This window comes from Microcoleus sp. MOSTC5 (genome assembly GCF_036701825.1).
In the GTDB taxonomy this organism is placed as follows: Bacteria; Cyanobacteriota; Cyanobacteriia; order Cyanobacteriales; family Microcoleaceae; genus Microcoleus; species Microcoleus asticus.
Map to the genome: position 1 here is coordinate 119169 of NZ_JAUBRK010000002.1, position 15102 is coordinate 134270.

Sequence of the window (15102 nt, forward strand, 5' to 3'; positions counted from 1 at the left end):
ACATACTAACACAATGCACGCTGTCGAAGTTTTAGAAGTTTCCAAAGTATTTAAAAGTGTCCGCAGTCAAGATTTCTTAGCTGTCGATAACATCAACCTGCAAATTTACGATCGAGAATTCTTTTCTTTACTCGGCCCTTCCGGCTGCGGCAAAACTACTACTTTGCGAATGATCGCGGGTTTTGAAATTCCCACAGCGGGCGAAATTTACATTCACGGTCAACCGATGCAAAATCGCCCGCCATTTCACCGCCCAGTAAATACGGTATTTCAAAACTATGCTTTATTTCCGCACATGACAGTAGCACAAAATGCCGCTTTTGGGTTGGAAATGGAGAATTTGCCTCAGAAAACAATTCGCGATCGCGTTGTTGAAGCCTTAGCATTAGTACAGTTAACCGATGTAGAAAAACGCTATCCCCGCCAACTCTCAGGGGGACAGCAGCAGCGAGTAGCCCTAGCAAGAGCATTAGTCAAACAGCCGTCTGTTTTGCTGTTGGATGAACCCCTAGGAGCGCTGGATTTAAAATTGCGTAAAGAGATGCAGTTAGAATTAAAAAAAATGCAGCGAAAATTGGGAATTACGTTTATTTATGTGACTCACGACCAAGAAGAAGCGCTAACAATGTCAGACAGAATTGCAGTAATGGAGGGAGGAAAACTGCAACAAGTCGGGACACCTGTTGATATTTATGAATATCCTAAAACGCGGTTTGTTGCTGATTTTATTGGCGACAGCAATTTTTTAAGCGGGCAAGTAGTAGAAAACCAAAACGCTCAAATAATAGTGTTGGTTGACCAGCAGTTGCCCGTGTTAGTTGCAACAGCAGAAGATATTCCCCCTGGGAAAGTTGTCACCCTGGTGTTGCGACCAGAAAAAGCTGCTATTTTCCCGGCTAATTGTGATGTTGAAAATAGCTGGCCGGGAATAGTAGAAGAGGCTATTTATATTGGCACTGACACGCGCTATACGGTGCGGTTGACTGCTAAAAGTTCGATCGCCCTTCGCCGACAAAACTTGCACAGAGATGACTTGCAGCGACACCAAGTCGGCGATAGCGTTCGAGTTGCCGTGCCGCCGGAAAGTATCTGTATTTTATAGCAGCAGGAAGAAGGCAGACACGACACGGATTTTCACACGAATGCACGTATTATAGTGGCACTCAGGATTCATGAGTATAGCACTTACACATCAATAGCAAAGAAAACGGGTTTTTCAGTAGGTAAACTGATCTATTTCTACTGCTCCAAGTGCTTTTAGGGTTGATTTTTGAGCATCAGTTAGACCCGTAACACCTATAATATTCATACCTTCGTAAAGCCTGGGCGATCGCATTTTTTTTACACATTCTCCTGTCTCCATTTCCCACAGCTTAATAGTTCCATCGGCACTGCCACTGGCTATGGTTTTACCATCGAGAGAAATTGCGATCGCCCATATCTGAGACGAATCATTCTGTAAGATTTTAACACATTCCCCGGAGCACACATCCCACAACCGGATCGTTTTATCGTGACTGCCACTGACCAAAATTCGCCCATCTGGACTAAACCGGACGCACCATACCAAAGCCTTGTGTCCCTCTAAGGTTTTCAGACATTCTCCCGACTCAATATCCCACAGTTTTATCGTTTTGTCGTCACTGCTGGTTGCTAAAATCTTTCCATCCGGACTGAAAGCAACTGAAAACAGCAAACTGGTATGACCTGAAATGGTTTTGAAACATTCCCCAGAGCAAACATCCCACAATCTCACCAGCCTATCATCGCTGCCACTGGCTAAAATTGTGCCATCTGGACTGAAAGCAATTGACCAAGCACGACAACAATCTGACAAAATTTGGTAACATTCACCAGTCCGAACATTCCATAATCGGAGATTGTGAAAATTATCGCTACTTGCTAATGTGCGACCATCTGGACTGAAACTAACAGAAAATACAAAGTTGTTGGCAATGCTTTTACCTTCCTGCATTACCCGCAGCAATTGACCCGTAGCGACATCCCACAAACGGATAATGCCACGACTACTGCTGCTAGCAAGCACTTGACCATCTGGACTGAAGGCAACACACCAAACCCAATTTGTATGTCCTGGCAGTGTTTTGCTGCATTTACCAGATTGCAGGTCCCATAATTTGAGCGTTGTGTCATCGCTACCGCTGGCTAAAAACTGCCCATCTGGACTAAAAACAAGCGATTTAATCCCAGCGCTGTAGCCATACAAAGTTCTTAATGATTCTCCTGTTTGCGTATTCCAGAGGGTAACGGTGCAATCTAAGCTACCACTTGCCAGAGTATGACCTTGCGGGTGAAATGCGATCGACCATATCCAACCGCAGTGTTTCTGCATAACTTGGCAACACCGTCCAGTCGCAACATCCCAGAGTCGCACCGTGCAATCATAGCTGGCACTGGCGATCGCACAACCATCTGGACTAAATGCGACTCCTACGACAGGATCGGTATGTGCCCGCAAAATCTTTAAACATTGTCTCGTAGAAATATCCCACAAACGAACCGTACAGTCCCAACTGCCGCTAACCAAGGTTTGACCGTCTGGACTAAAAGCGATCGATCGAATGATGTGTGTATGCCCTTCCAATGTGTTAATAATTTCCCCTGTTTCAAGCTGCCATAATTGTATAGTTTTGTCGTAACTACAACTCACCACAAGCTTACCATCTGGACTAAAAATCACCGTCGTTACAAAATTTGCGTGTCCCAGAAGCGTATTTAAACATTCACCAGTTGCCACATCCCACAACTTAATTGTGCAGTCCCAACTCCCAGTAGCTAAGGTTCGACCATCGGGACTAAATGCAACGGAACCTACCCATCCGGTATGCTCTGTTAATATTTGAATACACTCACCCGTAGCCAAATCCCATAACTTGACGATGTGGTCAAAAGATGCACTTGCTAAAGTTTGATTATTGGGACTAAAAGCGACACCAGCAATCCAACTGGTGTGTCCTTCACAGGTGAGAAAATCTCGATAATCTTGGGTGCGACAGACTCGAATTTTACTATCGAGGTTGCCAACTGCCAAAAAATTACCATCTGGGCTAAAGGCAACAGATATAGCTCCATTTGAATTACTGGTAAGGACGGATTTAGACAGATCGGAATTAGCAAAGTTAACTCCATGCAAGTTTGTACCAATGAGATAAGCTTGCCAAATGCTCAAGTTCGAGAAATCATAGCCGCTTAATTCTATTTTCTGTTGAAGTAACAGATTAATCAGATTTCCACCACCATATCCAACTGAATTAGGAAAATGCGCTCGCAGACAAAACAAAACTTGATTTAGTTGATATTCAAAATCTTTTTTAGATCGTAACTCCCCCATTATTCGTTCAGCCAGCGGTGCTAATATCAATCGAATTTGACTTTCCCGAATGTAATCTTTTGCTTCTGCTTTGATTAGCGCATGGGTGACGAATAAATCGAGCTTTTTCGACTTAATTTCCCGCTCAAATCCTTCGATTAACTGTTCGGTAACATACTCCATTACCACAGGTTGTAAGCTGAATTTTCCGGCATTCTTCTCGATTAGCGATCGCCTGCTCAGAGATGACAAAGCATCCAGCAGTTTAGATTGTGAGGGGATGGAAACAAAATCGGCCCGTAAGTCGGTTATAGAAATCCATTCTCGATCGATCGCCAGCCAATACATCACCTGCTTTTCCAAGTCGGACAACCGCCGAAATTGTCCGTTGAGCAGAATATTGATATCTCCAAACGCGATCGCTCCATGCTCCAAAAAGTTGGTAATATTGCCATCAAATAAATCTAGAACAGTTGTCGAGACAATTTTGAGTACCAGTGGATTGCCGCAATAATGTTGAGTTAAATTTATCCAATCGGTTGCTGTTTCGGAAAAACAGCTATTGGCTTGTAAAATTTCTTGCACTTCCAAGGAACTTAACCCGATTAAGGGTAAGGTTCGCACAGGTGAGGTTTCGCCTTCCAACAACATCAAAGCTGTGGGTTTTTCCCGACTTGTCAAGACAAGACAACTAGAATGGCATTCGCTTCCCACTCGTCTGAGAACTTCCTCGTAGCCCTCATAGCCTTCTCGGTATTGCCCTGCTTCGGATATTGCCCCATCGGCACCCCCTAGAATCGCATCAAAATTATCCAGGATCAAAAGACAGCGTGAGGAGCGTAAATACCCCATCATTTGAGAGATTTGAGCCTCAAGCGATGTCGGGATTGCTATTTCTTGTTGGTTAGATAGAATTTGAATCAGCGTTGATAATACGTCCTCAAGCGGTGGTGCATTGCGCAAGGAATACCAGATGAGAAAGTCAAATTCATTTTGAAGTGCGATCGCTACTTTTGCAGCCAATGAGGTTTTGCCAATTCCACCCATTCCTACCAAGCCAACCAAACGACAGGAGTCGGTAACAATCCATTGTTGCAGTCGCACTAATTCCTGATTTCGACCGTAGAATGTGGAGACATCAACCATTTCTCCCCAGTGGCGGTGCGTTGCAATTTCTTGTTGTTGAACTTGCAGTTGCAGCGGTGGTATTTTTTCTATCTCTGTGTTCACTAATTCGACGGGTGTCTGACGCGATCGCCGTCCTATGACTGCTTGAAGATTGCTTTTAGTAACCTTTTCTCCAAGTTCAGCACTGAGTAGTTGCCATAACTTGTAACCCACATCCTTAATATAACTAGCGTCATAGCCAGCGCGATCTGCAATATCTAAATAAGATAGCCCTTCCCAAGATTCGCGAAATACAATCTCTTGGATGTTGCTGAGGGAAGTTGGGGCGATCGCTGTATCTAAAATTCTCAGCGCTTCTTCCACAGTCATAACTTTACAGCACCTCTAAATTAGTCTCCTGAGATCTTGCGGTTATTCGCGTGAGAAGGGTTAAGAGGGCCCATCACACAAGAAAAATTAACCTCTTGTGGGTTAGGCGTCTCCCCGGCTTAGTCTATGGATGCAAAATCTGAGTCTTCTTACTTTAACAAGACTTTTGGAGATTTTTCCGAAAATAGCACTCTCAACAGTTACAGCAGATTTCAGTGCAGAGATAGAGGACACGGCAGTGCCGTTTCCCTACAGCGATCGATTTCCGGGGTAAGTAACCCGGATTTAGTATTAGGCACCAATACCAAAGAAACCGGGTTTTTTATCCTTACTGCGGTTTGCAGCGAAGGATTTTGGTCCATCAACCCGGTTTGCGATCGCTCGTGCGAAAGTCGTATGACTTTTTCAGACTATTTTTTCCTGACTTTTTACGACTTTTTCTTGTCGTCGAACTGATACCGATTGTTTAACTTGGGTTTATAGCAAAACAAAGTCTTGCAATTTCAACAACAAGACTCGCTCAATTCCCAATCACCTATTTGGGTGATTGTCTTTAAACAACAGGAGAAAGTAACATGGCAACCATCACAGGTACCGAAGGCAATGACAACCGGTTCGGCACATTTGAGAATGACATAATGAGAGGCTTTGGAGGAAACGACACTCTTACAGGTGGCTTTGGTGATGACCTACTGTTGGGTGGGTCGGATAATGACCAACTGTTTGGTGAGAATGGTAATGACACACTCGATGGTAGCTCAGGTCAAGACCAACTGTTTGGTCTTGGTGGTAATGACCAACTGTTTGGTCGCGCAGGTAATGATGTACTGATTGGCATTGGACCTTTTTTTGAGAATGAATTTGACAGCCTGACCGGTGGCGGTGGGGCAGATATATTTGTCATTGGTCTGGCCCAGGGCCCCTTTGGCTACAGCGGACCTGACCATGCTATAATTCGCGATTTTTTCTCGTCAGACGGTGACAGAATTGCGGTCCAAGGTAGCGTCTCAGATTACCGATTTGTGTCTAACCAAAATGTTTCTGGTAATGCAGCAAACGATACGCAAATATTCAAAGGCAATGACCTATTTGCCATTGTTAACGACAGATTGGTGTCGAGCTCTAACTTGTTTACCAATACAGGCAATAACCTCTTCTAGGCTGGCGATCGCAAATCAATTAAAACCTTACTGATTGGATCGCAATCCTATTTGAGAGGTGCATTACTCGCAGGCTAACTGGAATTTCTCCCTATGGGGGAAGTTCCGATTAAAAAGAGTCAAAAATTATCGATCGAAGATGTCGATCTACCGAGTCGGAGTTGAGAGCCTCCGCGCTTTTAGCCCGAGGGTGAAAACAAGAGAAAGACTTTTGTAGTTATGCACATCCAACAAGTTCCCAAACTCGCAAACTTTTAAGGTGGGGGAATTTCCGGCGAGGGGGAAGGCGCGGGAATCTCCGCAGGAGTTGGTTCTGGCGACGGCGCGGGAATCTCCGCAGGAGTTGGTTCTGGCGACGGCGAGGGACTCTCAGCACCGGGCGAGGGACTCTCACTCTCGGCACCGGGCGAGGGACTCTCAGCACCGGAGGAGGGAATATCGGCACCGGGGGAGGGAATATCCGCAGGAGTTGGGGCGGTAGTTTCCGGCGGTGGCGGCAGTTGTTCGGGATCGGGGTTCTGGTTTTGGAGGCTGCGCACCCACAAACCTAAACCCGCGAAGACTAGCATCAGCACCAACAGTCCCAACATTGGCCCCAAACGCTTGGGCTTCTGTTTTTGAACTGGTTCCGGGGCGGGGGCAGTTTCGGGGTACAGCAACTGTTTGGAGGATTCAGAAAGCTGAGATTCTGGCATCCTCCCGGTTTTCTGGAGGGATGCAGATCCTGACATCGGCAGCGACACCGAAGCTGCTGACACCGGCGCTGACACTGGCGCTGACGCCACCGCCGGATCCAACAGTACCAATCTCTCCGGCGACATCCGACAGTGAGTCGCTACCACGGAGGAGTTGTCGTAACCGTTTTTCTCGTTGGCGAGACGAATCCAAGACTGAACCGCGGCTTCCAAAGACATTTTGCCCTCAAGCACCTCTGGGCCGTAATTCTCCCAAGATTTCTCTACCCAGTCGTTGTCGCTCAAACCGTCGGAACACAGCAGCAGTAAGCCTTCCTCTTCGACAATAAATCGCTGAATCGTCGGGCGCAGGAAATCGCCGTCCCGCGTGCCCAAAGCTTGAGTCAGGGCTCCTGCATCCGATCGCAGTTGAGTTTCCCAGTATAAACTGTGTCCTAGCTGTACTTCCCTTGAGGCTACGTCGTCGTCCACAGTCAGCCGCTGACAGTAATTTTTGCCAATCCAATAAGCGCGGCTGTCTCCAACATTGACTAAATAAAGTTCGTGGCTGTTATTCGAGGGCAAATCCTCGGAAATTTTCACTTTTTGAGGCAACTGGAGGGCCATCACCAAAGTCGTTCCCATCCGCTGCCGCAACTCTTTTCCCTGCTCGTTATTTTGAGCGGAAATTACATTATTCACAACTCTCACTATTTCTTCGAGTTGCTTGATGACCATTGTTGGCGTCATCAACTCTTCTTGTTGAGTGATTTCTGAGAGCAAATTTTGGATTAAAGCTTTCAGGGACTGGACGGCTAATTGACTGGCAACTTCTCCTCCTTCGTGGCCTCCAACCCCGTCGCAAACCATTGTCAAGTAAGGAATTAGTTTGTCGCCGCCTGAAGTTTTGCTAGATTGAAAATCAGCAGCAGTCGGATAGCAACTGTCTTCATTTTGAGAGCGCTGCGGCCCGGTATCGGTCATGCCGACTACTTCTAAGTGCAGAGGCAATTTAGCGGCTTGTTCTAATAGTAAATCGTTTAGTTCCAGGGCGATCGCGTCGAAATTCATGCTGCTGCGGCGCATAAACTGACAAATCTCTCCGAGTTTCGGCTGCACCTCGGGTTGCGCTGATTCCACCAAACCCGACCACACATCTCCCAAATCCCGCAGCGTCGGCACAAAATTGCCGGGGTGCAGTTCCCGCAGGCGTACCCGCCAACCTTCCACCCGCAAATTTTCCGGTACTAGCAAACTCGAAGCGACTCCCTGTTCCGACAGCGGTATCCACAGTTGGAGCATTTGCCACAGCCAGTAAACTTGGCGCGCGGCGCTTGTCCCAGACCAAGATTCTAAAATAGAAGGATACAGGCGACCAAAATTATTGATGGGCACATTTTCCAACAACAGCACCTCTGCCGCTTCCGGTGCTTCCCCCAGCGAACAAAAACCGTATACTTCCGGCGTATGCAGCCGTTGGGGATACAAATGCAGGTAAGGCATAATCGTATCCGGCAGTTGTTCCGGGACGCTGGGAGGCAGAGCTGGACGGCTGTCGAGCCAGATTTGGGGTGCAATGACAAAGTATCGATCGGCTATTACCTTACCCGCCGGCACTTCCTCGGCTGCTTGCCCTACCGCCCACACGTAGCGATAAATTAAATCGGTTTCGCAAGCTGCACAGTGCTGGCGGCCAAAGGTATTGCGGGGCTCGGCACAGCTAAGATTCGGGCAATAAATGGGTTCGGAGAAACTGCTGATCATATCGAAATAGTTTGTGTAAAAAGATTCTGAAGATATATGATTCGCCAGCCCAAATTCATGAGCTTGAGAATAAACTGATTTTAGCCCCTATCAATTTCTTAACTGCCTTTGGGCCCCTAGAAATTGTAGTTTCTGCCAGTCTGCACCGACTAAAATTGTAATTTAAGTTACTAAACTCTGACTTCGAGTAGGATGGAGGCCTCAACCTGGTAAGGCTGCGCGACAAATCGCTCTGAGGGCCCGCAAGTGGCAAACCCTTGCACAGTCAGTTGTTTGCAATTGTTAAATCTTAAATTTCCAATCTAAGATCTAAATAGTATCACCTATTCTTTTTATGATCTGGACTCCCACGCTCCTTTGGCTGCTAGCTGGGTCTTTGCTCTGTTTGGCAGAGCTATTTCTCCCGACTGCTTTTGTCGCTTTTATGATGGGACTGAGCGCCTTCGCTGTAGCTGGATGCTCTCTAGTTCTACCTTACGTTAATTTACAAATATTCCTGTGGATGGTATTTTCGACAGTTTTTGTGCTGCTGTCCCGGCGGTTGATACCAAAAGGCAAGGCAAGGGCGATCGCAGATTCTCAGGAAGCAAAAACTTTAACAGAAATTCCCCCCGGAGAAGCCGGCCGAGTCATTTATGAAGGGAATTCTTGGCAAGCTCGCTGCGAAGACACCAAGGCCACCATTCCCCCCAACCAAAACGTAATTGTCGTGGGACGAAAAGGCACTACTCTGATAGTTTTGCCAGAACATTTATTGCATTCTTAAACAAAATGCGTAATTAATCACAGGCAATTAGTAGTTAGTCATTAGTCATTAGTCATTAGTCATTAGTCCACAAACATTTAAAAGTCAACAGTCAACATTTATAGGAGGCGACCGTGGAACAATTTTTTTTACTTGTATTTTTAGCACTAGGCGGGTCAGCCCTCGCAGGTTCCGTCAAGATTATAAATCAGGGGAATGAAGCGCTGGTGGAAACTTTAGGTAAATACAGCGGCAAAAAACTGGAACCCGGTTTGAATTTTGTCAAGCCGTTTCTCGATCGCGTCGTTTACGAGCAAACAATTCGGGAAAAAGTCTTAGATATTCCCCCGCAAGCTTGTATTACCCGGGATAACGTTTCTATCACAGTTGATGCTGTGGTTTACTGGCGGATTGTAGACTTGGAAAAAGCTTGTTACAAAGTAGAAAATCTCCAGTCAGCAATGGTAAATATGGTGCTGACTCAAATTCGCGCCGAAATGGGTCAACTGGATCTCGAACAAACCTTTACTGCTCGTTCTCAAATTAATGAAATATTGCTCAGAGATTTAGATATTGTTACCGATCCTTGGGGAGTGAAAGTAACGCGGGTAGAACTGCGCGATATTATCCCTTCTAAAACTGTACAGGAATCAATGGAATTGCAGATGGCAGCCGATCGGCGGAAGCGGGCGGCAATTCTGACATCCGAGGGCGAACGCGAGTCAGCAGTTAACAGCGCCAAAGGTAAAGCTGAAGCGCAAGTTCTGGATGCAGAAGCGCGCCAAAAAGCGACTATTTTGGAGGCGGAAGCTCAACAAAAGGCGATCGTCCTGAAAGCTCAAGCAGAACGCCAAAGTCAGGTTTTGAAAGCTCAAGCTACTTCGGAGGCTTTGCAAATAATCGGCAAAACTCTGCAAAATGACCCCAATGCCGGCGAAGCTTTACAATTTTTGTTAGCTCAAAACTATCTGGATATGGGTCAAAAAATTGGCACCAGCGACAGCAGCAAGGTGATGTTTATGGACCCGCGCAGCATTCCCGCTACGATGGAGGGATTGCGATCGATTGTTGGGGAAGGTAATAAGGCTGATTAGCCAGTTGGCAGTTGGCAGTTGACTGTTAACTGCTGACTGTTGTGATTACCTATTACCTATTACCAAATTTAAGATTCTTGAGCCAAAGTACACCGATCGCACAATCCGAAAAACTCCAAAGTGTGATAATAAATCTTGAAAGAATGAGATTGTTGCAGTTGGCTTTCTAAGTGGTGAACCGGGCATTCGTCGATCGTAATGGAGGCGCCGCATTCGAGACAAGTTAGGTGGTGTTGATCTTGGTGGGCGGCACCGTAGAGAGACTCGCCACTAGCGAGGGTTCTGACGTGAACGAACCCCTCTCGCTTTAAACCGTCGAGGGAGCGGTAAACGGTTGCTAAGCCCATGCTTTGGTCGCTGTTACGCAGTTCTAAGTAGATATCTTGCGCTGAGAGCGATCGATTCAGGACTTTGAGCAAGTTTAAAATACGCTCCTGACTGCGGGTGTGGTTGGTTCTCATAATTTTTTTCTCGAATCTGCTGGAATCAAATTTGTCCCTATTTCTAGGCTATCTCACTTGGGGGAGTTAAATGGCGATCGGCGCGCTGCTCGGTTGTAGAATAAAATGGCGCTAACTTTCACATCACCTACCGCAACATTCCCGTGACTCAGAAATATCTTGCCCAAATCTATGTTACCCTCCGCCCTTCGGTTTTAGACCCCGCCGGCACTGCCGTACAGTCTGGTTTGCAACACATGGGATACGACAATGTTGAGCGCGTGCGTATCGGGAAATACGTTGAATTGACGCTGACTGCTGCTGGTGAGTCGGAGGCCCGCGAACAACTCGATCGCGTTTGCGACCAACTTTTGGCGAATCCAGTTATTGAAAATTATCGCTTTGATTTGACTGAAATTCCTGTTGCTGTGGAGACAGCGGCGACATAAATGCGATCGCCCCTAGGGTGTTTTTAAACCCGGAGATCCCCCCTAACCCCCCTTAATAAGGGGGGGACAAGAGGGTTCTTAAAGTCTTTGTTAAAAAGCGGGGACAAGAGCATTCAAAGTCTTCGTTAAAAACACGAAAACTCTGAGCACTCAAAGTCCCCCTTCTTAAGGGGGATTTAGGGGGATCTAGACTTTGATACAAGCGATAGAAACATAAGATTTTAGTCTTAAGTTGACCCCTCTTCCTTCTTCCTTCTTCCCTCTTCCCTCTTCCCTCTTCCTTCTTCCTTCTTCCTTCAGCTTATGAAATTTGGAGTTATTGTTTTTCCGGGTTCAAATTGCGATCGCGATGTGGTGTGGGTGACTCAAGGGTTACTCCACCAACCGACGCGGATGATTTGGCACGAAGATACCGATATTTCGGATATTGATGTCATTGTAATTCCCGGTGGTTTCAGTTACGGAGATTATTTGCGGTGCGGCGCGATCGCCCGTTTTTCTCCGGCGATGCGGGCTACTGCGGAACACGCGAAACAAGGAAAGCTTGTATTGGGCATCTGCAACGGTTTTCAGGTGTTGACTGAAGCTGGTTTGTTGCCCGGTGCTCTGGTGCGGAATGCGGGATTGAATTTTATTTGCGATCGCGCTTCTTTGAAAGTTGTACGGGGTAATACTCGTTGGACTGCGGCTTATACTACGGGTGAAATCATCGATTTGCCGATCGCCCACGGCGAAGGCAACTATTATGCTGATGCGGATACATTAGCAGAGTTAGAAGACCACCAGCAAGTGCTGTTTCGCTACTGCACAGAGGCGGGAAAAATTAGCGATGCTGGCAATCCCAACGGTTCGTTAAATAATATTGCCGGTATTTGCAATCGCCAAGGCAATGTATTAGGAATGATGCCGCATCCAGAACGGGCATCCGATCCGATGTTGGGCGAAACTGATGGGGTGAAATTGTTTCAAAGCTTGCTGATGGCAACTGTTGCTGCTGTTTTGTAGTTGATATTTACCTCGGATTTTATGAACAGGCAAGATGCCTGTTCCACAGTAGATTAAATTTGTTGTGGGGTGGGCATCTTGCCCGCCCAAAATGAACAGGCAAGATGCCTGTTCCACAGTAGATTAAATTTGTTGTGGGGTGGGCATCTTGCCCGCCCAAAATGAACAGGCAAGATGCCTGTTCCACAATACATCAAGTTTGTTGTGGGGTGGGCATCTTGCCCGCCCAAAAAAATACAATTTAGATTCGGGACAGCTTACCAACTTTTGAAAAGAAGAATATTTATTTTATGCCACTAATGGACTTAGCTAATTTTAAAACTAGGGTAATTGGATGCAGTGCGGTGATGGCTGTCGGGCAACTTATTTCAAATGCGCTAGCCAATCCGGCAACTCAAGCAGCAGCGGGTATGATGGGCGGCCCGATCGCAGTTGGGGGAGTTTCGATTTTGGCGGCGATTGCTACTGGTATAGCGGGGAATATCGCGGCTAATGACCTCGGAAATCGGATGACGGAACGGTTGAGCAAAAATCCGAGGATTCTCGACAATCACGATTTGATTAAGGCCGCGGGTGAGGCGATCGGCTATATTTTGAGAGAGGTTGCGAAGTCCGATCGCCTAATTGCGATCGCCGAAACCAAAAATTTGCCTTATCCAGAAACAGCACTCAGTCAATTAGCCGAGAAAACTCCTGAATACTGGCTGGATATTAACACGAATACAGCCGAATTGTCAAGGGGTTTAAATATTTCCGAAGACCAATTAACCAAGATTTTTTCTGCGGATGCCGAGGAGTTCGATCGAGTTACCGGATTGACAACGGCAGATTGGACAACTTTCGTCAACGAATTCGCGGCCAGCGAGGGGAAATCCTTCGATGCGGAAATTGTGGAATTTGTCGCGGACAAGCTGTACGCAACATTCCCGAAAGCGTACCGCGAAGTGCTGAAACTGGATGCGGCGAATGGAGGAGAAAAGTTTGCCGCGATGCTGTTGAACCTGCACCAAATTGCTTTGGCGGAACTCAAAAAATTGGGGCTGAAAAATGGGGAAATTCTGGACAAATTGGAGGCGGTGGCGACTGGGCAGCAGATTTGTCAAGTGATGGGGAAATTGGAAGCCATAGAAATTGGCATCCGCGACGATTTGGCGCAACTTAAAACATCACTGGAACGATTTATCGATACTTCCGCGCCCAGATTGCCGCCTCCCTACGAGTGCGAAACGATTATTGCAGACCGGACTCAAGACTTTACCGGTCGCCAATTTGTGTTTGCAGCAATTGCCGATTTTTTGCAGAACAATCGCAAAGGCTACTTTGTTTTAGAAGCAGATCCGGGTGTCGGGAAAAGTTCAATTATGGCCAAGTTAGTGCTGCTGCTGAAGCGGCGCTGCGTTGCCCATTTTAATTCGCAATCTCAAGGCATTGTCCGCACCGAACAATTTCTGGAAAATGCCTGCACTCAGTTAATTCGAGGCTATCAACTAAATTATCCGCAACTGCCGGAAAATGCGACCAGAGATGGCAACTTTCTGAGTCGGTTGTTGGGGGAAGTCAGCACTAAATTGGGCGGCAAAAAGTTGATTGTGGTGGTGGATGCCCTGGATGAAGTGGATTCTAGTTTGCAGGGGCGCGGCAGCAATGTCCTGTATTTGCCAGATGCTTTGCCGGATAATGTTTATTTTATTGTCTCGAAGCGACCGGAATCTCTGCCTTTGCCAAATCATCAGGTTTTTGATTTGATGCAGTACAGTGCAGAAAGTTTGGCGGATGTCAAGCTTTATATTGACAAACGCACCAGCAACAGCGCGTCAATTCAGAGTTGGATTAACCGTCAAAATTTGCAGCGAGAACAGTTTGTGGCGGCGGTGGCGGAAAAAAGTCAGAATAATTTTATGTACCTGCGCTACGTGCTGAATGATATCGATAGCGGCAAGTACAGCGATGTGAATTTGCAAGATTTGCCGAGGGAGTTGGAAGGATATTATGACAAGCATTGGATGCAAATGATGGGGCGGGAAGACGATCCGCTGCTGGAGATGAGGGTTAAGATTATCTATGTGCTCTCGAAAGCGCGGGAAGCTGTTTCTCGCGGCTGGATTGCGAAATCGGTAGGGGAAACGGATTTTAAAGTGCAGCAGGTGTTGAAGAAATGGGAGTCGTTTTTGCGGCAGCAGCAAGTTGATGGCGAAATTCGCTACAGCATCTATCACAACAGTTTTCGCGACTTTTTGGCAAAAAATGAAACGGTGCAATCTGCGGGGGTTGACGTTGAAAAGCTCAACCGCCAAGGTATGGATAACAGGTTAAAAGGAGCGCCGCTATGAGCGATTTGGGTGTGTGGTTGTCGCAGCAAAGTCGATCGGAACGAGAATATTTTTTGAAGTATCAACCCAGGGATTTTGTGGAAACTTCGGGAGAGTTCGATCGTTATTATCGTTGGGTGACGGATTTTGGTTTTATTGAGGCGAAGTTGGAATTGTTGGGGGTACAAGCGTTAATTGAGGATTACGATTTGGCGAGAAATTCTGATGTGTTGCTCGCCCAGGAGCAAAGGCAAACGCTGAAATTGATTCAAGGGGCAATTCGCAAGTCGGCGCACGTTTTGGATGAGGATAAAACTCAACTTGTAGAGCATTTGTGGGGGAGGTTGTGGGATTTTGAAGCGCCTGATATTCAGGGGTTGCTGGAACAAGGAAGGCAATCGAAAGATAGTCTTTGGCTGCGGCCTTTGAAGGCTAATTTAGAGCGGGCAAATGAAGGGGCGCTGCGGACGCTTGTCGGTCATACTCAGTCGGTATATGCAGTGGCGATCGCACCAGACGGTAAAACCGCGATTTCTGCTTCATCGGATAAAACCCTGAAAATCTGGGACACCGAGACAGGTACCGAAGTTAGAACCCTCACCGGTCATACTAGCGGGGTATATGCAGTGGCGAT

General features: G+C 46.8%; 12 protein-coding genes. 9 read left to right on the plus strand and 3 right to left on the minus strand.

Annotated features, from left to right (window positions below; translation table 11 throughout):
- Positions 1-13: 13 nt before the first annotated feature.
- On the plus strand, positions 14-1102 hold the full coding sequence (locus tag QUA54_RS01500) for an ABC transporter ATP-binding protein (RefSeq protein WP_333412806.1): 1089 nt from the start codon (positions 14-16) through the stop codon (positions 1100-1102).
- 114 nt (positions 1103-1216) lie between these two features.
- On the opposite strand, the gene QUA54_RS01505 is transcribed toward QUA54_RS01500, so the two are convergent.
- Positions 1217-4828 (minus strand): WD40 domain-containing protein, encoded by a 3612-nt coding sequence (locus QUA54_RS01505; protein WP_333412721.1) that lies wholly within the window; start codon positions 4826-4828, stop codon positions 1217-1219.
- A 126-nt stretch (positions 4829-4954) separates the two neighbouring features.
- On the opposite strand from QUA54_RS01505, the gene QUA54_RS01510 reads away from it, so the two are divergent.
- Both QUA54_RS01510 and QUA54_RS01515 read left to right on the plus strand, forming a co-directional pair.
- Positions 4955-5284, plus strand: coding sequence for a hypothetical protein (locus QUA54_RS01510; protein ID WP_333412723.1), 330 nt, complete (start codon positions 4955-4957; stop codon positions 5282-5284).
- Between the two features lie 119 nt (positions 5285-5403).
- On the plus strand, positions 5404-5988 hold the full coding sequence (locus tag QUA54_RS01515; RefSeq protein ID WP_333201218.1) for a calcium-binding protein: 585 nt from the start codon (positions 5404-5406) through the stop codon (positions 5986-5988).
- Between the two features lie 254 nt (positions 5989-6242).
- Here the strand turns inward: QUA54_RS01515 and QUA54_RS01520 are convergent, their stop codons facing one another.
- Entirely contained in the window at positions 6243-8426 is a 2184-nt protein-coding gene (locus QUA54_RS01520; RefSeq protein ID WP_333412724.1) for a protein phosphatase 2C domain-containing protein, read from the minus strand.
- Positions 8427-8760: 334 nt separating this feature from the next.
- Here QUA54_RS01520 and QUA54_RS01525 point away from each other — a divergent pair, with 334 nt between their 5' ends.
- The gene (locus QUA54_RS01525) at positions 8761-9192 is read left to right on the plus strand and encodes an NfeD family protein (protein WP_172184866.1); all 432 of its coding nucleotides are present in this window, start codon (positions 8761-8763) and stop codon (positions 9190-9192) included.
- A 113-nt stretch (positions 9193-9305) separates the two neighbouring features.
- A complete protein-coding gene (locus QUA54_RS01530) occupies positions 9306-10265 on the plus strand; it encodes an SPFH domain-containing protein (RefSeq protein WP_333412725.1) in 960 nt (319 codons plus the stop codon).
- A gap of 68 nt (positions 10266-10333) precedes the next feature.
- Here QUA54_RS01530 and QUA54_RS01535 read toward each other — a convergent pair whose 3' ends face one another.
- Positions 10334-10726 carry a Fur family transcriptional regulator gene (locus QUA54_RS01535; RefSeq protein WP_172184862.1) on the minus strand — a complete coding sequence of 131 codons (393 nt, stop codon included), beginning with the start codon at positions 10724-10726 and terminating at the stop codon, positions 10334-10336.
- A 143-nt stretch (positions 10727-10869) separates the two neighbouring features.
- Between QUA54_RS01535 and purS the strand changes: the two genes are divergently transcribed.
- The 4 genes from purS to QUA54_RS01555 form a co-directional block, all read left to right on the plus strand.
- A complete protein-coding gene (gene purS / locus QUA54_RS01540; protein ID WP_333190389.1) occupies positions 10870-11154 on the plus strand; it encodes a phosphoribosylformylglycinamidine synthase subunit PurS in 285 nt (94 codons plus the stop codon).
- A gap of 303 nt (positions 11155-11457) precedes the next feature.
- Positions 11458-12159: a phosphoribosylformylglycinamidine synthase subunit PurQ gene (gene purQ / locus QUA54_RS01545; protein ID WP_333190388.1), complete on the plus strand. Its 702-nt coding sequence runs from the start codon at positions 11458-11460 to the stop codon at positions 12157-12159.
- Between the two features lie 290 nt (positions 12160-12449).
- Positions 12450-14489 (plus strand): ATP-binding protein, encoded by a 2040-nt coding sequence (locus QUA54_RS01550; RefSeq protein WP_333412728.1) that lies wholly within the window; start codon positions 12450-12452, stop codon positions 14487-14489.
- Positions 14486-15102 (plus strand): WD40 repeat domain-containing protein (locus QUA54_RS01555; RefSeq protein WP_445301517.1); only part of this gene is annotated, 617 nt, incomplete at its 3' end. The genes QUA54_RS01550 and QUA54_RS01555, both read left to right, overlap by 4 nt.

Excerpts from the sequence above, each read along its gene's own strand:
- QUA54_RS01505 (WP_333412721.1), bottom strand. The coding sequence starts at position 4,828 with ATGACTGTGGAAGAAGCGCTGAGAATTTTAGATACAGCGATCGCCCCA.
- QUA54_RS01520 (WP_333412724.1), bottom strand. The coding sequence starts at position 8,426 with ATGATCAGCAGTTTCTCCGAACCCATTTATTGCCCGAATCTTAGCTGT.
- QUA54_RS01500 (WP_333412806.1), top strand. The coding sequence starts at position 14 with ATGCACGCTGTCGAAGTTTTAGAAGTTTCCAAAGTATTTAAAAGTGTC.
- QUA54_RS01515 (WP_333201218.1), top strand. The coding sequence starts at position 5,404 with ATGGCAACCATCACAGGTACCGAAGGCAATGACAACCGGTTCGGCACA.
- purQ (WP_333190388.1), top strand. The coding sequence starts at position 11,458 with ATGAAATTTGGAGTTATTGTTTTTCCGGGTTCAAATTGCGATCGCGAT.
- QUA54_RS01535 (WP_172184862.1), bottom strand. The coding sequence starts at position 10,726 with ATGAGAACCAACCACACCCGCAGTCAGGAGCGTATTTTAAACTTGCTC.
- QUA54_RS01525 (WP_172184866.1), top strand. The coding sequence starts at position 8,761 with ATGATCTGGACTCCCACGCTCCTTTGGCTGCTAGCTGGGTCTTTGCTC.
- QUA54_RS01550 (WP_333412728.1), top strand. The coding sequence starts at position 12,450 with ATGCCACTAATGGACTTAGCTAATTTTAAAACTAGGGTAATTGGATGC.
- QUA54_RS01510 (WP_333412723.1), top strand. The coding sequence starts at position 4,955 with ATGGATGCAAAATCTGAGTCTTCTTACTTTAACAAGACTTTTGGAGAT.